The sequence below is a fragment of the Heliorestis convoluta genome (assembly GCF_009649955.1).
In the GTDB taxonomy this organism is placed as follows: domain Bacteria; phylum Bacillota; class Desulfitobacteriia; order Heliobacteriales; family Heliobacteriaceae; genus Heliorestis; species Heliorestis convoluta.
Map to the genome: position 1 here is coordinate 1,733,200 of NZ_CP045875.1, position 20,011 is coordinate 1,753,210.

Below are 20,011 nucleotides of genomic sequence, written 5' to 3' on the forward strand. Positions count from 1 at the left end.
CATCATAGCGCTTCTATTACTTTTTTCCTTCTTTGAGAGCTCTCGTATTTAGAGGTGTAGGCAAAAAAGCATCGGCTACGCCAATCACGAGAGCCGCAATTAAGGCACCAAGAAAACTAACTTGAATCGATCCTGGCACAAGAAGTTGGCTTATCCAAATTACAGCCGCTGCTGCAATAAAGCCAACAAGACCTCGTTGTCCCCCGCTAATTCTTTCACCAAAAATAGCTTCTACAGCGTAACCTAGCAAGGCGATAACCAAAGCGGCCACAATTGCGCCTACAAAACCATTCACAAAAAAGCCAGGAATAATCCAACTAGCTACCAAAAGGACCACAGCAGAGATTAAAAAACGCAAAAACAGGCCCATCATACTATTTACGATTCCCTCCTTGTGGTTTCACTTCGACAACTAGTATGGTCATAGCCCTAAACAAACATACCTTTTCAATTTAATAAAACATTTTCGGTAAACTCTTCCTTGCGCAGTCCACAGTTTCATGATAAAATGGCTTTTGTGTAATGTGGCAAGGAGGTGAGGATTGTGCCAAATATTAAATCTGCTATCAAGCGAGTAAAAATCAGCCGTGAGCGGAACTTAAAAAATGCTTCTGTTCGTTCTGCTTTACGTACAACTATAAAGCGCTTTGAAGAAGCCATCGCCTCCGCCAACGTTGATAATGCTCGTGTAGCTCTTGCGAAGGCTGTTCGAGCTCTTGATAAAGCTGCTGCAAAAGGATTGGTTCATAAGAACCAGGCAGCCCGCAAGAAGTCTCGCCTGACTCAAAAGCTTAATAAAGCTGCTTCCCAGTAAGCTTTATTTTTGTCCAAAGTAAAAAGCTCTTCTCATTGATCATGAGAAGAGCTTTTTTTCTTTGGCCAAAGAAAGAATGGTTCCTTCTAAGGTTTGCTGTGCTTCTCCCGCTCCTGTTTTAATCTTCACATCAGCCTGACACAAGCTACTATAAAAGCGCCGCAATTCTTCCATGCTGAACTGTCGAGCCTGCCGTTCTAGTTTGCCAATGACTGTCACAGGCACTTTCAGCTCTTTCGCACAATCGCTAGCTTTCAAATTTTTGGCTTTCATGTCTTTAAGCCAGAGCAGTTGACGCACATGACGAACGAGTAAGAACAATAGTTTAACAGGTGCTTGGCCTTGTCGGATCAGATCGCGAAGAATCAGCAGCGTCTTATCAAATTGTTTGGCACTAATGCTATCGGCCATCGCAAAGACATTATCTTCTGCAGTTGCCGGTACAAGGCGACGAACTCGTTCAAAGGTAACGCGTCGCCGCGAGGAAGGTTGCCCAAGAAAGGTGTATAACTTCTCTAATTCCAAAGCGACTCGGCCAATCTCTCCATCAGTCCGTTCTAGCAACAAATTCAAAGCATCTGGATCAAAGGGCAGTCCCATCTTTTTGGCTCTTTCTAGAGTCCAGGCTTGTACACCGGCTAGAGTCGGTTTTTTTACGTCGACAACATAGCCACGCTTCTCCAGTACTTTGTAGAGCTTTTTTCGTTTGTCAATTCCAAAAGGCGAATAAAATATCAAAGTACTCGTTGGTGAAGGATCATCTAGATAGGCTAACAGTGCATCTTCAGAAGAGACGGATCCTTTCCGGCTTTTTTCTGTCTTTGTAGCAGTACTTTTATCCTCTTCTTTTTCTTCAAGATTTTTTTTGGGCGCTCGTACGTATTGAGAGTCTCTTATGAGAATCAATTTTTTCTCGGCAAAAAATGGTGGCATCTGGGCAATTTCTACGATTCTTTCAGCAGAGCTTTCTCCATCGAGTCGTTCAATCCCGAAGTCACCACCTGACATTTCTGTAAAGGTGTTACTTAATTCCTCTACCAGTTCTTGCATCATATGTGGTTCATTGCCTGTAATCAAATAGACAGGTGCAAAAAGACGGCGTCTAATCGTGGCTTGCATGGCTGAATAATCCATAATACCCGCCTTCCCCTAGAAACGACATCGACAGCTTTCTCATATTGTATAGCATCGGGAAAACACTCTCAAGTCCAAACCTGCAGGTGATCAAATTTGAATTATGTAGCAGAAGAAGTGGTCACTTTGCTTAAAAAAAAGTATAAAGTTACCGTTTCAGCAATTCAACAGCTTTCCGTAGTCTGGCGACTGGAAAGCAACCTCGGTCCCCTCTGTCTCAAAAAAGTAACCTACGAAGAAGAAAAACTTCAGTTTATCTGCCAGGCTATGGCTCATCTCAATCAACAACACTTTTCCCTTTCACCGCAATTAATTCCTACTTATGAAGGCGATTCTTATACACCCTTTCAAGAAGGCTTTGCTTTTTTAACAGACTGGGTTGCCGATAGACCTTGTGACTTCCAACGAGAAAGCCATATTCTAGCAGCGACAAAAACAGTAGCACAGTTTCATCAACAAGCCAAGGGCTTACAAGTTCCAGCGCAAAGCCGTCGCGCTTACTGGGACCGCTGGCCCAAGGTACTACAGCGTCGCACCAAAGATTTACATAACTATCGCTCTTACGTAGCTTCTAAAAAACTTGCATTATCAATACCCTTGGAAAAATCTCTCTTGTCCTGGCTCGATCAAGCCATCACGCAGGCAGAAGCTTCCTTGTTTATCTTGGAAAAATCTCAATATGATCAGGTTTGCCTCCAGGGAAGATTGGAAAAAACATTTGTCCATCGTGATATTGCCGCTCGAAATTTTGTGCTCGATCATTACAATCAAGCAAGACTGATCGACTTTGACTATTGTCGCTTCGATATATATGTCTGCGATCTAGCTCGGCTGCTCGATCGAACTCTACGTTACTGGCGCTGGTCTTTTCAACGAGGACAACAAATCTTGCAAACCTATGATGAAATACGACCACTTACAGCTGCTGAGTATCCCGTTTTATTGGCTTTATTGACTTTTCCACAAAAGTTTTGGCGACTTTGTCATCGCTTTTTTCGCGAAGAATCTGCCATGAGTCATCGAGAATTTTTTCATCGATTGGCCCACATAGATAGTGATTTTTCCTCTAAAAACCGCTTTCTCCAACGTTATGCCCGGGAATACTGCTTTGGTTTCTTATGTCGTCAACAAAGTACAATAGCTTCTCTTTTCCAAAGTGACAGTACAGACGAGTGTATAAATTGGCTAGAGCAATCTTCGATTGGTTTACCTTATCAGTTAGATTTGTACAAAAAAATATACAAATCTTCCTAGTAATTATTTTTTCAACAAAGGTATTTTGCTATATTTGTAGAAAGTTACCACAGGAGGTGGAAATATGCAGAGACCTCTTGTGGTTTTTGTTTTATATATGGCAATGGGTGTCGCTTTTGGCATTGCCCATGGAGAGTACTATCGCTATCCTCTTTCTCAAGATGTAATCGGCTTATGGCTTTCTTTGACCATCATTGCAGCATTGCTCTTCTATGTTGGTGATGCCTATCTTTTTCCAAAGCAAGGCCACTTCTTGAGGCCTCATAAAGCAATGCCAGCCCGATGGCTTCTTTATCTGCTAATCTTTACAATGGCTTGGTTTTATAGTTATCAACAAGCTCTTATTCCGTCTGATTTAGCAGAAGAAGAAAATAAGGCTATCTACGGAAAAGTTGTTTCCGTACAAGAAAGACCCACTCAACTTCTCTTTGATCTACGACGTCCCGATGGAGAAAAGATTCGAGTCAAGTACACAGGGCCACCATTGCCTCAAGAAGTTGTCATCGGACAAGCTCTTTCTCTCTCAGGAACTATCTATGTGCCCAGTCAACGAAGAAATCCCGGTGCTTTTGATTATCAAGCTTATCTGTGGCGTCAAGGGATTGCTCGAGAGATGACTCTTCGCTCTCCCGAATCTATCCGTTTTCTAGATTCTGAAGATAGAAACAGCCTCGTTATGGCCCTTGGAGCGAAAGCCTCTTCTCTACGCAATCAAATGATTTCTTTTATTCAAAATCACGGACCGCCTTCGGCAAGTGGCGTCATTGGTGGCATTATCTTTGGTGGCCAAGAAGGGCTCACGGAAGAAGATCGGGAAGTTTTTCGAATTACAGGTGTAGCTCATGCGTTTGCTGTATCGGGTACAGCTGTAGGCGTCCTTGCAGGAACCGTTATGGTCCTTTTACGCAGTGGGCGACAGTGGCGCCTTCCTATCTGGCCAAGTATCTTAATTACAACAACCATTCTTTTCTTTTATGGTTTTATGACAGCTTTTCCGCCATCTGTACAACGTGCTGTTTTAATGGCTTTAGGAGGACTCCTAGCCTACGGCTTTCAGAAAAAAGCCGACCCACCTACCATGATGGCAGCAGCAGCAATGGCGATTTTGCTCTACAATCCTTTAATGCTGGGGGATATCGGCTTTCAGATGTCTTTTGCTGCGACCTGGGGTATTTTATATTTTCTCCCTCTTTTTCAACAGTGGCTAGGGGGACGCAATCTTCCTTTTTATCTAAAAGGACCTATTGCCATTTTGGCCTTATCCTTAGCGGCCCAGTTGGCAGTAGCACCTCTAACAATCTATTACTTTAACTTGCTCTCCCTGTCTGGCTTTGTGGCCAATCTCGTAGCCGGCCTTTTTATTGCTACCGTCATTACCTTCGGCTTTGCCATTTTTCTTCTTCTCTTTCTTTGGGAGACAGGCGCATCCTATCTTCTCACTTCTCTCGCCCTAATCGTAGAAATAACAACCTACCTTTTGCGCAAGCTCTCTACAATACCTGGCGCAGCTCTCACGGTCGCTACCCCTCATCCCCTACTTATGGTCGCCTATTATCTGGCTCTTATTGTAAGTCGCGAAGTCTACCTCAATAACATAAGCCCTAAAGTGCTGGCTTCTTTTCAAAGGGCTTTACTACCTGCCAGCGCGATCATCCTTCTGCTTTTCCTAGTACCATCCTTATTTACTCCCGCTACTGTAAAAGTAACCTTTATTGACGTGGGACAAGGTGACGCCATTTTTATTGAAACGCCAGAAGGAAAACGCATCCTCATCGATACACCAGGACCTGTAGGGTATCAGAGAGCACTGGGACAAGAAACTAGCAAAGAGAACCAACTTTTGACAGCACTTGCGAACAGAAGGCCCTACGATCCTGGTGAAAAAGTTGTGGCCGCTTTTTTTAATCATAAAGGAATTGGTCATATCGATCTGATAATCAATACGCATGCCGATCAAGATCATATTGGCGGTTTACTGTATCTAGTTCAAAATTTTTCAGTCGGACAGCTAATCCTTTCTCCGCCTCCGAAAGAAGTATTTACATATGAAGAATTAAAAAGCATTGCTCTTGATAAGAAGGTTCCTATCTGGGAAAGTCCCGCCCCGCTGAGCGATATTAGCCCTGACAAGAGGGTGGCTTTAACAGTACTCTATCCAGGAGAAAGAAGTCCTCAAGCCAATATAAATGACAGTTCCATCGTCTTACTGTTACAACACCAAAATGTGCATATGCTTTTTACAGGCGATCTGGAAATCGAAGGACAAAGGGAACTAGCTTCCCTCGCAAAACAAGGAAAAGTAGATTTGCGAGCAGAGGTCGTCAAAATACCTCATCACGGTAGTAAATTTTTTGATGAACTTTTTGTGAAAGAGACAGAAGCCCAAATCGCTGTTATTACGGTAGGTCGCAACTATTTCGGACATCCTTCTTCCGAAGCTTTAGAAGCTTGGGACTCTATAGGCTCTACCTTATTACGTACCGATCTTCATGGCGCTGTAACCATAGAAAGCAATGGACGTAGAATCTGGTACGAGACAGTGCGTTTTTTTTGAGAAAATTTAACAGTCCATCAACCAGTATCTTTTCTTGTTTTGGAGAGATATTAACACGTGGAAAAATGGTTATGGAGGTTGAGTTAAAATGGATAATCAAAGGTATAGAACACAACAAGCTCAGACAGGTTCAGGCATGAACGAGGGGACAACCTTCGGTGCTGGTATGTCCATTCCCTTTGGCTCAACTGTAGGTACAGGGGCGACCATGGGCGGTACAGGCATCAGTACAGGCATCGGTACAGGTATCGGTACAAGCATGCTGGGCTCACAATCCCTGTATGGTGGAACGACACAGCAGAATATGATAGTATCGCAGCAAAAAATCGGTGCTCATGAGTTAATCATGACACATGAAATCCTTACAGGCACCATCGACTGCATTAATACCTTTGAACTATATCGTCCTCACATTAAAGACCAAAGGCTTTCTCAAATCGTTGATCATCAGTTGCAACACATGCAATCAAACTATCAAAGTCTTGTATCTTTCCTGCAAAACCGTCAGGGGCAACCTACCTCTTCCTACCGTACACCGATTCAAAGCAGCCCAGCGTACGGATTGCGCAACCCAGCACCACAACAGCCTAATAGCAATATCAACCAAGTGGATGATCGCGATGTGGCTTCTGGTCTGTTAAGTTGCACCAAATCTTTGGCTATGAAAAGTACGATTGCAGCTCTAGAGTGTGCCGATCCAACACTTCGTCAAATTATAAGCAATTGCGTTCAATCTTGCATTAATCAAGCTTACGAAACTTTCCAATATATGAACCAAAAAGGCATGTACCAAGTTCCTACTTTGGCTGCCAATACGACACAAACAATGATGAACACCTATCAACCAACTGGATCCTTTGCAATGCAGGGGACTACGCAGTTGCAGTAGCGGCTCGAAGCACCGTAGTAACACCGAGGTACGGTTCTGCGTTATTTATTAAACCTTGTGCTGGGGCAGGCGTTATTCATTCCTTCCGAAGAGACTCATGCCACGCCATAAGCGGCAGCAAAAGCTGCCTGAAAGGCTGAGGTCTGAGGTCCTCTCCCTCTAGGAGTGAATCAAAGGCCTGCCCTAGCTTTCGTCTTGCTTCTTATGACAAGTGTGAAGTGAATAAAGACATTGTACTGGTAACAAAAGAAACAGAGACAGCAATCGTTATATCACTATCTTCATCAGGTTCTTCCTCGTGAGAGTAGACTTACCATAAAAAGGGCGCTTCTATGGTAAAATAGGTAAAAAAGAAGATCTCACTAGGATAAGAGAAAGGAAAAGCGAAAAATGGATCTCTTTTCGTATCAACGAGAACAGAAAAAAGGAACAGAAGGTCCACTGGCTTATCGAATGCGCCCTCAGAATCTCGATGAAGTGGTTGGGCAGTCCCACTTAATAGGACCCGGCACCGCCTTACGACGAATGATTGAAGAAGATAACTTACATTCTCTCATCCTTTATGGCCCCCCAGGAACGGGAAAAACGACTTTGGCCCAATTAATTGCCCGCAAAACGGAAAGTTATTTTGTAACCCTTTCTGCCGTTAGCAGCAATTCAGCAGAAATCAAAAAAGCCATTCATAGCGCAGCAGAGCGTCTAGGCTATTACCAACAACGCACTATCTTGTTTATTGACGAAATCCATCGCTTTAACAAGGCCCAGCAAGATTTGCTCCTCCCAGCCATAGAAGACGGTACAATCTTGTTAATTGGAGCCACTACAGAAAATCCACTATATGAAGTAAACGCTGCTTTAATCTCACGGTTGCGCGTCTATATGCTTTATCCTTTACAAGAAAATGAAGTACGATCTTTGCTGGAGAGAAGCCTCACCGATCCAGAACGAGGCTTAGGCCTTTCTGTGGCAACATTAACGGAAGAAGCTTTTGATCTCATTATCAGAGCTTCTAAAGGCGACGGCAGAGCGGCCTTGACTCTATTAGACATGATCATAACAGTTCACGATCCTTCTGAAAAAGTAACAGCCCAGCAAGTCATGGAAGTAACGGGCCAGATGGCTACTTATTATGACAAAAAAGGCAGTGGCCACTATGATACGATTTCTGCTTTCATTAAAAGCATACGCGGTTCAGACCCTGATGCCGCTTTGTTCTGGCTTGCTGTTATGCTAGAAGCGGGCGAAGATCCACTTTATATCGCTCGCAGACTTATCATTCACGCTGCAGAAGACATTGGGCTTGCTGACCCAATGGCTCTTGTATTAGCCCAGTCGACAGCCGAAGCCGTCAAAATGGTAGGCTTGCCAGAAGGACAAATTCCACTGTCACAAGCAACCATTTATTTAGCGACAGCTCCCAAAAGCAATAGCGCCAAAAATGCAATCTATCAGGCCAGAGCCGCTGTACGAGAAAGCAAAGGCTTTCAAGTGCCTCCACACTTGGCTGACAGCTCTCATTCTCTTGCATCAAAAGTACTTCAAAAAGGGGAAGGCTATCAGTACCCCCACGATTTTGGCGGCTATGTAAAACAAAGCTACCTGCCTCCCGAAATGGAAGGCAAATGCTTTTATCAGCCTACAGAACAAGGACAAGAACATAGGATTAAAGAGTGGTTGCAAAAGCTGCAAAGCTATTTGCAACCGAATAGGTAGCCTCTAGCATATATGTTCACAGGCTGTTACAGCATTGACCTAAAGCTACCTACCTGCTACCTGCTAAACATAAACAGTCATGCTCGACGAGCAGAACCATTTGATGAAAAGCAACTTTTTCTGATTGCCGCCGTTGGGGTTACTGCTTGCAGGGGCCTGGGCATCACGCTTTCCTCCGCTCTGGACTGGTCCCACGCTGTTACCGCCAGCAAGCTGGCGACAGCTGAGGTCCCAAGTCCCGCTCCGGAAAGCGTGATGCCCAGGCCCAGAAAGTTTTTGCTGATTGTTACTCCCATTGGCATTGCTTTGCGTAACTTTTTGCTATGTATACGCAACTGTCTATTGCATTTGCAATAGGCCAAAACTCAGTCACAACCAGCAAAATGTACCTGGGGCAGGCGTTATGACTTCCTGGAGAGAGAGGACTTCAGACCTCAGCCTTTCACGCAGCTTGCTGCCGCTTATGGCGTGGGTAGGACCTTCGGAAGGAAATCATAACGCCTGACCCACCACAAAACTTTGCCAACCACTATGCGATTTTCCTTCTAATCATAAGTGGCTTTTTCGTATATCCTTAGCTCTTCGGCTCCTACCTAAAGCCATCTTGATTTATTTTTCTTGTTGCCGAAAAAGCACTTCTAACTGCTTGTTGCGCATACGATCTGAGCGAAAGCGTTCTTTATCTTCTTCTTCTAAAGACTTAATAATAGACATACACATAAAGACCATAATTACAGCAAAAGGCAAAGCGGCTACAATTGATGCGGTCTGTAAGCCCTGTAACCCTCCACTTAACAAAAGCACAGCCGCACTGGCTGATTGTAAAAAGCCCCAAGCTAACTTTACTCGTACGGATGGATTGAGCCTTCCTTCCGAAGAAAGCATCCCTAAGACAAAAGTAGCCGAATCAGCAGAAGTAATAAAAAAAGTGGTAATCAACAAAGTTGCTAGTATGGATAATAACAAACCAACAGGAAATTGCTCTAGCGTAATAAAAAGCGCTGACGATACATCGGCTTGTACAGCTTCTGCAATTCCACGACCTTCAAACATCTCGAAGTGCAAAGCACTACCACCAAAGACAGAGAACCAGACAAAGCTAAAAAGACTTGGCACAAGCAAAACACCAAGAACGAATTCTCGAATTGTTCTTCCCTTAGAAACACGAGCAATAAAAGAACCGACAAAAGGTGCCCAAGCAATCCACCAAGCCCAGTAGAAAAGAGTCCAGTTGGCAATCCATTCTCCTTTCGTAAAAGGAGTAAGGCGTAAGCTCATCTGAATAAAGTTTTGTAGATAGCCTCCCAAAGTTAAGGTGAAAAGATCGAAGATAAAAGAAGTAGGACCACTAAAAAGGGCAAAAAAGAGCAGACCCAGAGCAAGCTTTAGATTGATATTGCTTAAAGTCTTAATCCCCCGATTCAGGCCTGTACTCGCTGAAATCATATAAAGCACCGTAACAACAGCAATAATGATCAATTGCGTTGTAATCACGTTCGGTATGCCCGTAAGATAGGACAGGCCGCCGTTGATTTGCAAGGCGCCCAATCCCAAAGAAGTAGCCACTCCAAAAACAGTTGCAATAATTGCCAAAGTATCGATGGCTTTACCAATAGGACCGTTCACTCTTTCTCCCAAAAGAGGATAAAAAGTATGGCTGATCAAGCCTTGATATCCTTTGCGAAAGTTAAAATAAGCCAAAGCCAGCGCAATTACTGTATAAATACCCCAGGGGTGAAGCCCCCAATGAAAGAAAGAATAACGCATGGCCATACGAGCAGCTTCTACACTTTCTTCAGCAACATCAAAAGGAGGCGCTGCATAGTGAAACATCGGTTCCGCCACGCCCCAAAAAACGAGGCCAATGCCCATACCAGCACTAAAAAGCATGGCATACCAAGTAGGCTTTCCGTACTCAGGCTCATCATCGTCAGAGCCTAGCTTAATAGAACCATGCTTGCTAAAGGCCAGATAAAGAGAAAAAAGGAGAAAGCCAAAAGTGGCCAATAGATAAAACCAACCAAATTTCTCAATTGTAAAACCGAGCAGTCCTTCGGCCGTTGCCGTTAGCCCAGCAGGATGAATGGCACCCCAGAGTACAAAAAGAAAAATACAGGCCATGGAGATATAACGAACCATGCATACCCTCCGTCGCCAAATCCTTACTAGACAAGCTAGACAGGATTTCCTTTTAATTCTTTCATCATTTTCTTACTCTAGTAATCCCGAACTGATTTTTTCTATACAATTTAAAAATTTCTTCAATTTACCATCATGACAAAAGATGGTGCACAGCATATAATAGAACTAAAATTCCTAGAAATTATATTCTCGGTAAGGAGGTTCTATATGCGTCAGCGTAGCCATACCTTTTTTGGTGAGAACCGACTCTGGCAAGGGTCACGAATGATCTTGCCAGAACACCGAGCTGGTTCCATCGAAAAAGTCTGTGAAGAAAGTCTCGCCGATAGCGCCATACCCTGCCCTACGCAAGACTATTTAGAAGAGTTACAAGGGCTCATTGAAACAGCAATCGCCCAAGGTACACATCTTACTTTGCTGGTCAAAGAAAAAAACTATGTCAAAGCAGTCCAAGGCAGGCCCCTTCGTCTCGGTCAACCGCCCGGTTTTTTACGTCTTGAAAAAGAAGGGACTTCCTTCTCCATTCCCATCACAGCCATTGTAGGTGTTGAAGAAGTATGAGCCTTCAGAAAGAAGAAGCTACCATTTTACTGGCTGACATGAACTCTTTCTACGCTAGCGTAGAGAGGGCTCACAATCCAGCGCTACAGGGCAAACCTGTCCTCGTCTGTGGCGATCCAGAGCGACGTCACGGCATTATCTTAGCGGCTTCACAAGAAGCGAAAGCCTATGGCATTAAGACAGCAATGACTGTCGGAGAAGCGCTGGCTCTCTGTCCAGAAGCGCAGTGCGTCTTACCTCGCATGGCTCTTTATCTTGAAATATCTTGGAAAATACAGCAAATCGCTCGCACTTTTTCACCGCTCGTAGAACCCTATAGCGTCGATGAGCTTTTTATAGACACAGCCGGTACAGAGAAGATGGGTACGTCCGCTGAAGAAGTAGCCCATCGCTTTCGCCAACGCCTCCGCGAAGAGCTTAACATTCCCTGTTCGATTGGAATGAGCCATAACAAATTCCTAGCCAAAATGGCTTGCGACATTGAAGCCAAGAAAAGCTCTCAAGGCATCGCCTTTTGGCGAAAAGAAGATATAGAAAAAAAGCTCCATCCTCTTCCCATCAGAAAAATGTTTATGATTGGTTCCCGCATGGAGCGCCATTTTCGTAACATGGGTCTTTTGACCATTGGAGACGTAGCACACTATCCTGTCTATTATCTCACGAAGCGTTTCGGGCTCCGAGGTGAAATCTATCACCACCTGGCCTGGGGACGAGACGCCTCACCAGTCTTGCCACAATCGCTAGAAAATCCAAAAGGCATTGGCCATTCTATCACCTTGCCTCGAGACTACCACCAACTGGAAGACATTGAAACCGTTCTCTTAGAGCTTACTGATCAAGTCTGTAGTCGCGCTCGACGCCTGCAAAAAGCAGGTCGAACCCTCTCGCTTTCCCTTCGCTCCTACGATCTTACCAGAGGCTTTCATCGCCAATTCAGCCTTCCTGCGCCAACCAATCTTTCAGAGCAAGCCTTTCGTGCTGTCAAAATGCTCTTGCATCGTCACTGGAATGGCTTGCCCGTTCGTTCTGTTTCCGTAGGTCTTGATAACCTAGTAGACGATGAGATATTGCAACAAGAACTTTTTGTAGATCGGGCCCAACAAGATCGCCTGCATCGTGTTATAGACAGTGTTAGAGAACGCTTCGGTACGACAGCCATTTTACGGGGCTGCTCCTTAACAACAGCAGGTGTTGCCAAAGATAGAGCCCGAAAAATCGGAGGGCACGAAGCCTAAGATCGCAATAAAAAACCCCCTGAAGCTCCAAAAAAGAACTTCAGGGGGTTTTTGACTTTCAATAACTTTGGGCAAAGCAATTCATCAAAAGCTTACTGACGCTTCATACCAGCATGGTCAAAGAACATTTCCACAGCTTTGATTTGATACTGCACTCTTGTGTTAATCGGATCTTTAGTGCAAGTCTCAAAAATAGCTGCTTCAGACCCATGAAGACCAGCAGCACGAGCCAGACTGCCACCTACAGGGTTGCGAAGAACATTAAAGCGCTTTGTAGACGGCAAGTTTTTGTTCAATTCAGCTGTCAGTTTGTTGGCAAAGCTTTGCATCTGACCAGAAGGATGATAGATAATCGTCTGTCCTACAGAGTTTCGGTTCTGCACATTATAATCGTATCCTTCATGCAGGTCTAGAACATATTGAGGCTTGTAAGCCTGATACTCACTCCAGATTGCTCTGGATAGAGCATCGCTAGCCGTAGCACCATTGCTTTGTGGGAAGGCTCTGTTCAAGTCACCAAAAGAAGAATTCCGGCGATTGTTACTAATACCGACTTTGTTAGCATCAGGAATAACAATCAAAGTACCATTTTCAATCTTCCAGTCTTTGATTTGACGAGCGGCACGAAAACCAGCAGGCTCATTACCATGAACACCGCCTACGATCATCACGGTAGGACCTTCCTTGGCACCTTTAATCACATACATTTCTGTTGCCCAGGAAGTACCCTGACCCAGTGTTTTGGTCGTCACAGAAGCTTGTCCCGCTGGCGCCGTGTCATTGCTTCCTGTTACAGGGGCTGCACTATTGTTATTGGCTGGTGCTGCTACAGGCGCTGCTACAGGTGCTGCAGCCTGACCATTTCCAGCTAGAAGTTCATTGAGCTTTCTTGTCGTCTGCGGGCCTACTACACCATCAACAATTAGATTGTGCTCTCTTTGGAAGTTCTCTACCGCTCGATGGGTCATAGGACCGAAGTCACCATCGACACGACCCGTATAAAAGCCAAGATTGGTCAGTCGCATTTGCACTTCTACAACATCGTTACCACGATCGCCTCTTTTTAGAGAACGCTCCAATTGAAGCGTAGCATTCACATTGCTAGGAATGGCTTTCACATAAGTCGGATTGGTGGTAATATAGCCAATTCGACCATTTTGGGTCTGTACTTTCTGCCAGTACTGATTCGCTTGTTCTAAGACAACAAGTGTCTCTCCCTTGGGAACAAGCTGAATTCGAGTTGCATTTAGTTTCGGTTCTGTCCGTAAATAGGCGCCTCTTTCTACAACAGCCAGACCTGTCATTTCTTCCGTCGTAGCAAAAACCATAGAAATGGTCATGGCCAACAATAAGAAGACAGAAAGAGCTGCAATTGTCAGTTTACGTTTCAAAAGCTTATCCACCTTTCCTGTAATAATAAAAAAACCTTTATCCTCTGCAACAATGAATTTGCAACATTGCTACATGACAAATGGTACATGCATAATCCTAATACATATCAGGGGGTCAGATCCATACAAAATTAATTGAAACAGAGGGCATTAGTTGTTAATTATTAATAAAATGGCAGCTCTAAGCTTTAAAAACAAAAAAAGACCCAGTGTTATTTATTCACTCGATCTTTATGGAAAGCAGACGAAATAAGAAAAAGCGTAGGCAAACTCTTTCGCTAAATTTAATCTACAACAGCAATCTTGTCGCGAAGATCAGCATATTTCTTCGCCCCAATTCCAGCAACATTCTGCAAGTCTTCTACTTTACGAAAAGGCCCCTGGGTCGTACGATGATCAATAATTTTTTGCGCTAACGCTGGGCCAATGCCTGGCAATTGCTCTAAATCCCTGCTTTCTGCTCGATTGATATTAACCAACCCACTGGCGGTAATGGCACTTCCCTGACTGTTGTTATTATTGTGACTGGCCAATACTAGATGCGCTTCTACCGCGCTATCTTGACGCAAAGGTACAATTACCTTTTGTCCATCAATGAGTAAAGAAGCTCGGTTTAAAACTTCAATGTCCGCTTCTTCCATTGGATAAGCAAGTTGGAGAGCATCTTCCATACGACTCCCCTCTTGCAGACGATAGACACCAGGATTTTGTACAGCACCTGTAATATGTATAAAGATAGAAGGCCCTTCTTCTTCTACCTCATCATAAGCATTATCTTTGCTTCTATCACTTTGATTTTGTGCATGGGCTTCATTGGGCAAGTTAATGACTCTTTCATTAGAATAAAAACGACTTCCTTGCAAAAGCATGCCGACCACAAGGGCGATTACAATTGCACCAGCAATGTAATAGATCCTTTTTTTGTTTTCCACCAAAAATTCCTCCTGCGACCATTGTTTTCCTTAATTTCAATTCTTTCGACATATCTCTATTTATTCCTTCTTCTGTGATTCGGAATTTGTTAGGAAAAATCATTTTTCTTGTACAGTTTGAAAGCACTGAAAAAGTCTCTACTTTAGTTAACACGAAAGAAAATAGCTACTTTGTGGTGGGGTCAGGCGTTATGATTTCCTTCCGAACGGACTCATCCCACGCCATGAGCGGCAGCAAGCTGCCGATGGCTGAGGTCTGAAGTCCTCTCTCCAGGAAGTCATAACGCCTGACCCAGGTACATTTTGCTGGTTGTGACTGCGTTTTGGCCTATTGCAAATGCAATAGACAGTTGTGTAAACATAGCAGGAAGTTACGCCAAGCAGTGTCAACGGGAGTAACAATTAATAAAAAGCTCTCTGGGACTGGGCATCACGCTTTCCGCAGCGGGACTTGGGACCTCAGCGCATCAGTAGCTTGCTGGCGGTAACAGCGTGGGACCAGTCCAGAGCGGAGGAAAGCGTGATGACCAGTCCCATGCAAGAAGTAACACCAACATAATCAAGTAAAGTTGATTTTCATCTTTACTTGCTGTAGTAAATGAATTTACTCTAGGCTTCTGACAAGTTCAAGTTTGGGTCCTTAGATTGTCTGATTCATTATGCGTTCATAAGAAGGAGGTGTCCTGCCTTTGATTAAGATCTCAGATCTGCGAACTCGTGATATTGTAAATGTGACAGATGGTCGGCGGTTGGGCGTTATTAAAGATATTGATATTGATCCAGAAATGGGCAAGGTAAAAGCACTGATATTGCCTGCCCAGGGACGTATTATGGGTCTTTTTGGTAAGGGTGGCGATGATTTAATTGTACCTTGGGATAAAATCAAAAAAATTGGTATTGATGTGATTCTTGTAGAATTAAATCATCTTGGTGAGCCTTTTCATCAAGATATTGGCTAAAAGAAAGCCTTTAATCGAAGGAAAGAGATGACTTCGATTAAAGGCTCTTATTATGCGAAAGTATGGCAAATTGTGCCTTGACGCATCAATATGTAGAAAGATATAATTACTCGTGCACTAGATCTAGTAAAAAGAAGCGGGGTTTATCCAATGTATTGTCTATACTGTGGTCATTCTGAGACCAAGGTCATAGATACCCGTTCTGCTGAAGACGGAAGAGCGATTCGACGGCGCAGAGAATGTTCTGACTGTAATAGACGCTTTACAACTCTAGAGAAAGCAGAAGAGATGCCTCTATTGGTCCGTAAAAAAGATGGTTCCTTAGAGCTTTTTGATCGAGACAAGCTTGCGAAGGGACTGCTAAGGGCGTGTGAAAAGCGGCCTGTTGCGACGGATCAAATTGAGGCGCTTGTTTTTTCTGTGGAAAGAGATCTACGCAACCAATGTAGTCGAGAAGTGACGGCGCAACAGATTGGGGAGCTTGTTATGGAAAAGTTGCGTGATCTAGATGAAGTTGCTTATGTGCGATTTGCTTCTGTCTATCGTCAATTTAAAGACTTGAATCGGTTTTTAGAAGAAGTAGAGAGACTTTTACTGAAGAATAAGTAGGTTGTTTTTACGCGAGGCACCGATTTCTTAGGGCTATTAGAGATAGCAATTAACAATGTAACCACAGTGTCAATTATATAAATAAGGATACCTGCTTAAGGAGGAATGATGGTTGTTCAACCAGATTCGCAAAAGAGATGGACGGGTCGTTGATTTTAATGAATCAAAGATTACCGATGCCATTTTCAAAGCAGCGAAAGCAGTCGGTGGGGAAGACCGCCATATGGCGATGGAATTGACGCTACAAGTGATACGTGCTTTGAAAGCAAAATACAATGGACATATTTTTTCGGTTGAAGATGTGCAAGACATGGTAGAAAAGGTTTTGATTGAAGAAGGCCATGCTCGAACTGCAAAAGCATACATAATCTATCGCAGCCAGCGTACAAGAATTCGTGATGCTCGTTCTGACTTGATGGATGCTGTACAAGAGATTCTGAGAGAAACGAGTCGTGAAAATGCCAACGTGTCGAACAGCCCTTCCGCCAAGGTTCTTCAGATTTCTGAAGTAGCTTCGGTGAACTACTACTTAAACCGCGTTATTCCTGAAGAAGAATCGGCAGCTCATCGCAATGGTGATATTTATATTCATGATCTGGCTTGGTACGGCAAAACGATGACTTGTTTGCAAATCCCATTAAGTAGATTGTTAGCCAAAGGTTTTGATAATGGTCACGGCTATATTCGTCCTCCCAAAAGTATTAAGACAGCAGCAGCGTTAGCAGCGATTATTTTGCAGTCGAATCAGAATGACATGCATGGCGGTCAGTCTTATGCATCTTTCGATTCCGATCTAGCTCCTTATGTGAAGTCTGAGTATGAACGCCAAAAAGAAGAGCTTCTAAAGGATTTTCAGTCTTTGGATCTTGAGGTTTCTCCGGAAAAGGCCGATCAATTGGTTCGACGCCGTGTAGAAGCGGAGACTTATCAAGCTATGGAAGGCTTTATCTATAACCTCAACACGATGCACAGCCGTGCAGGGGCCCAGGTGCCTTTTTCATCGATTAATTTTGGTACCGATACTTCTTGGGAAGGTCGGCTTATTACAGGCACTTTTCTCAAAGCATATGCACGAGGCTTAGGCAAGGGAGAAGCGCCTATATTCCCCAATGTTTGTTTTAAAATCAAAAAAGGCGTTAACTATAATCCCGAAGATAAGAACTATGATCTGTTTCAATTATCGATGAAGGTAGCATGCAAACGTCTCTTCCCAAACTTTGCTTTTCAAGACGCATCTTTCAACAAGCCTTACAGTGAGCAAGGTGAAGAAGTGGCTTATATGGGTTGCCGTACCCGAGTCATTGGCAATGTAGTAGGGCCTGAAGTTACAGAAGGTCGTGGGAATCTCTCTTTTACAAGCATTAACTTACCTCGGCTAGGCCTTCGTGCAGAAGGCAATCTAGAGCGCTTCTGGTCTCTCCTTGATGAAACGATTGAACTGGTCGTTCAACAGTTGCTAACTCGTTATACCGTTCAGAGCAACTTAAAAGTCCGAGATTTTCCTTTTCTCATGGGGCAACGCCTTTATCTAGATAGTGAACAATTAGGGCCTCATGATACGATAGAATCGTCGATTCAACATGGCACTTTGTCTATGGGTTTCATTGGCTTGGCCGAATGCCTTATCGCCTTGGTGGGGAGTCACCATGGGGAATCAGCAAAAGCGCAAGATCTAGGTCTTAAAATTGTGGCTCATATGCGAGCGCGCCTTGATCAAGAGACCCAAAAGAGGAAACTTAATTTCTCTTTGCTAGCTACGCCCGCTGAAGGATTGTCTGGGAAGTTTACAGCGAAAGACAGAGGTCTTTTCGGGATTGTAGAAGGTATCACCGATCGAGAGTGGTACACCAACTCTTTTCATGTTCCAGTCGATTATAAGATTGGTGCGTTCGAAAAAATCGCCATTGAAGGACCTTATCATAAATATTGCAATGCAGGCCATATCTCTTATGTGGAACTGCCTTCAGCACCGGAGCATAACTTACAAGCTTTTGAAAGCTTAATTAAAGCCATGTATGACGCCGACATGGGTTATGGAGCTATTAATTTTCCCGTTGATATCTGTAAATCTTGTGGTTACTACGGTGTTATTCCCGAAGATTCTTGTTGCAAATGTGGTGAAGGCGCCATTACACGAGTTCGACGCATTACAGGCTATCTTTCTACACTGGATCATTTTAACGATGCCAAGAAAAAGGAAGAAGCGAGCCGGAGAGTCCATTACAATCCCAAATCGGATTGCTGTCATTGATCGAAAAAGCGGCCCAATACTCATAGGAGTATCGGGTCGCTTTCATCGCTTTCGTACAGATTCTCTACGTAGCTTGTCCAATCCCTTGGTTGATTCGCCGAATCGGGCAGGGCTTTTCACTTTATGAATTTTTCCTATATAATGATGGAGAGGAAACATAGAGATGACGCACGAAGGAAGAAAAGGAAAATGATCGAAAGTAATAGGAGTTCGAAATGATTACACTACGATTGGCAGGCATCGTAAAAGATAGCATTGTTGATGGGCCTGGAATTCGAGCTACTCTTTTTGCACAAGGTTGTCTTCATCATTGTCCTGGTTGCCACAACCCGCAAACGCATGATTTGACGAAAGGGCAAGAGATGTCCATCGATGAAATTGTAACGATTCTTGAAAAAACAACATATCTAGATGGAGTAACTTTTTCTGGCGGTGAACCTTTTTTGCAAGCCCAGGCCTTTGCGTTACTAGGGCAAAAGATTCGTGCTCGGGGAATGCATCTCATCATTTATACAGGTTATACTTTCGAACAAATTATAGCGCTGGCGGAGCATGAGAGAAGCTACCTTGATTTGTTAGAGCAAGCGAACTGGTTAATCGATGGTCTCTTTAGAGAAGAAGAAAAAGATTTGTCTCTGCCTTTTCGAGGCTCAAGAAATCAACGAATTATTGACGTGAAAGAATCAATTCGGACAGGTAACGTGATTCCAGTGATGGATTGATGAAAAGAAAGGGGAAGTATTTTGCCAGAGAAGAAGTGGTCACAGCAGCGTGAAGGCGATTTTGTCTTTTTCCATCCCCATTGGCCATCTGGTGCGATTGGTGCCGTTAGTACAAGATATGGGGGCGTTAGCTCTAGACCTTATGATAGTCTGAACCTAGCCTTTCATGTTCAAGATGAAGAAGCTAGGGTTTGGGAAAATCGAGAGCGGCTTACCCAGACCCTGGGCTTATCTTCATCGCAATGGGCTACTGTGAATCAAGTACATGGTACGAAAGTACACTGGATTGAAAAAGAAGAGTGCCATGATTTTGCAAGACGAGAAGGCATAGAGCTTCTCGATGGAGATGGCATTGCGACGGAGGTTCCTTCCTTGCCTTTGGCTGTTTTTGGCGCTGACTGTGCTTTACTGCTCTACTATGATCCAATAGATAGAAGAATTGGTGCAGTTCATGCTGGTTGGAGAGGCACTGTTGCTGGTTTACCAGCTCTCATGGTTCAAGAATTCAAGCAACGAGGTAGCCTTATTGACAATATACATGTAGCCATAGGCCCTGCCATTGGTCCTTGTTGCTATCCTGTTGGCCCAGAGGTGGTGGCAGCTTTTAAGGAAAAATGGTCTTTTGCGGATCAGCTTTTTTCTCCTGAAGATAAAGATGGAACAGTGCGACTTCATCTTTTAAAGGCCATTGAACTTCAACTTGAAGAGGTCGGACTTTTAGGAGAGCAAGTTTCATCGCTTGATTTATGTACATCTTGCCATGATGATATTTTTTATTCTTATCGTCGTGCTCATGGTCAGACAGGCCGTCATGGTGCCTTGATTATGTTAACAGAAGAAAGGTAGAGGAG

The 20,011-nt window shown here is 43.9% G+C and carries 17 protein-coding genes; 12 read left to right on the plus strand and 5 right to left on the minus strand.

Going from position 1 to position 20,011, the window contains the following annotated elements; all coding sequences use genetic code 11:
- Positions 1-16: 16 nt before the first annotated feature.
- Complete coding sequence (locus FTV88_RS08295) at positions 17-373, minus strand: phage holin family protein (RefSeq protein ID WP_153725205.1); 357 nt, start codon at positions 371-373, stop codon at positions 17-19.
- Positions 374-544: 171 nt separating this feature from the next.
- Between FTV88_RS08295 and rpsT the strand changes: the two genes are divergently transcribed.
- Positions 545-814 carry a 30S ribosomal protein S20 gene (rpsT, locus tag FTV88_RS08300; RefSeq protein ID WP_153725206.1) on the plus strand — a complete coding sequence of 90 codons (270 nt, stop codon included), beginning with the start codon at positions 545-547 and terminating at the stop codon, positions 812-814.
- 39 nt (positions 815-853) lie between these two features.
- On the opposite strand, the gene holA is transcribed toward rpsT, so the two are convergent.
- Positions 854-1,948, minus strand: coding sequence for a DNA polymerase III subunit delta (holA, locus tag FTV88_RS08305; RefSeq protein ID WP_153725207.1), 1,095 nt, complete (start codon positions 1,946-1,948; stop codon positions 854-856).
- 96 nt (positions 1,949-2,044) lie between these two features.
- Here holA and FTV88_RS08310 point away from each other — a divergent pair, with 96 nt between their 5' ends.
- From FTV88_RS08310 to FTV88_RS08325, 4 genes are all read left to right on the plus strand, one after another.
- On the plus strand, positions 2,045-3,202 hold the full coding sequence (locus tag FTV88_RS08310) for a CotS family spore coat protein (RefSeq protein WP_153725208.1): 1,158 nt from the start codon (positions 2,045-2,047) through the stop codon (positions 3,200-3,202).
- A gap of 64 nt (positions 3,203-3,266) precedes the next feature.
- Positions 3,267-5,756, plus strand: a complete 2,490-nt coding sequence (locus tag FTV88_RS08315; RefSeq protein ID WP_153725209.1) for a DNA internalization-related competence protein ComEC/Rec2 — start codon at positions 3,267-3,269, stop codon at positions 5,754-5,756.
- Positions 5,757-5,844: 88 nt separating this feature from the next.
- Positions 5,845-6,645, plus strand: coding sequence for a spore coat protein (locus FTV88_RS08320; protein WP_243137060.1), 801 nt, complete (start codon positions 5,845-5,847; stop codon positions 6,643-6,645).
- Positions 6,646-7,035: 390 nt separating this feature from the next.
- On the plus strand, positions 7,036-8,358 hold the full coding sequence (locus FTV88_RS08325; RefSeq protein ID WP_153725210.1) for a replication-associated recombination protein A: 1,323 nt from the start codon (positions 7,036-7,038) through the stop codon (positions 8,356-8,358).
- 609 nt (positions 8,359-8,967) lie between these two features.
- On the opposite strand, the gene FTV88_RS08330 is transcribed toward FTV88_RS08325, so the two are convergent.
- A complete protein-coding gene (locus FTV88_RS08330; protein WP_153725211.1) occupies positions 8,968-10,497 on the minus strand; it encodes a glycine betaine uptake BCCT transporter in 1,530 nt (509 codons plus the stop codon).
- Between the two features lie 210 nt (positions 10,498-10,707).
- Between FTV88_RS08330 and FTV88_RS08335 the strand changes: the two genes are divergently transcribed.
- The gene (locus FTV88_RS08335; RefSeq protein ID WP_153725212.1) at positions 10,708-11,061 is read left to right on the plus strand and encodes a hypothetical protein; all 354 of its coding nucleotides are present in this window, start codon (positions 10,708-10,710) and stop codon (positions 11,059-11,061) included.
- Positions 11,058-12,296: a DNA polymerase IV gene (locus FTV88_RS08340; protein WP_153725213.1), complete on the plus strand. Its 1,239-nt coding sequence runs from the start codon at positions 11,058-11,060 to the stop codon at positions 12,294-12,296. Before FTV88_RS08335 ends, FTV88_RS08340 begins: the two co-directional genes overlap by 4 nt.
- Positions 12,297-12,388: 92 nt before the next feature.
- On the opposite strand, the gene FTV88_RS08345 is transcribed toward FTV88_RS08340, so the two are convergent.
- Both FTV88_RS08345 and FTV88_RS08350 read right to left on the minus strand, forming a co-directional pair.
- On the minus strand, positions 12,389-13,687 hold the full coding sequence (locus FTV88_RS08345) for a peptidoglycan-binding protein (protein WP_153725214.1): 1,299 nt from the start codon (positions 13,685-13,687) through the stop codon (positions 12,389-12,391).
- 284 nt (positions 13,688-13,971) lie between these two features.
- Entirely contained in the window at positions 13,972-14,619 is a 648-nt protein-coding gene (locus tag FTV88_RS08350) for a ComEA family DNA-binding protein (RefSeq protein ID WP_153725215.1), read from the minus strand.
- 689 nt (positions 14,620-15,308) lie between these two features.
- Between FTV88_RS08350 and FTV88_RS08355 the strand changes: the two genes are divergently transcribed.
- The 5 genes from FTV88_RS08355 (at position 15,309) to pgeF (ending at position 20,006) form a co-directional block, all read left to right on the plus strand.
- Positions 15,309-15,578, plus strand: a complete 270-nt coding sequence (locus tag FTV88_RS08355; RefSeq protein WP_153725216.1) for a YlmC/YmxH family sporulation protein — start codon at positions 15,309-15,311, stop codon at positions 15,576-15,578.
- Positions 15,579-15,728: 150 nt separating this feature from the next.
- Entirely contained in the window at positions 15,729-16,187 is a 459-nt protein-coding gene (gene nrdR / locus FTV88_RS08360) for a transcriptional regulator NrdR (protein ID WP_153725217.1), read from the plus strand.
- Positions 16,188-16,299: 112 nt separating this feature from the next.
- Positions 16,300-18,438, plus strand: coding sequence for an anaerobic ribonucleoside triphosphate reductase (locus FTV88_RS08365; protein WP_153725218.1), 2,139 nt, complete (start codon positions 16,300-16,302; stop codon positions 18,436-18,438).
- Between the two features lie 215 nt (positions 18,439-18,653).
- The gene (gene nrdG, locus FTV88_RS08370; protein ID WP_153725219.1) at positions 18,654-19,160 is read left to right on the plus strand and encodes an anaerobic ribonucleoside-triphosphate reductase activating protein; all 507 of its coding nucleotides are present in this window, start codon (positions 18,654-18,656) and stop codon (positions 19,158-19,160) included.
- A gap of 21 nt (positions 19,161-19,181) precedes the next feature.
- Positions 19,182-20,006, plus strand: a complete 825-nt coding sequence (gene pgeF, locus FTV88_RS08375) for a peptidoglycan editing factor PgeF (protein ID WP_162007958.1) — start codon at positions 19,182-19,184, stop codon at positions 20,004-20,006.
- The last annotated feature ends 5 nt before the right edge of the window (positions 20,007-20,011 follow it).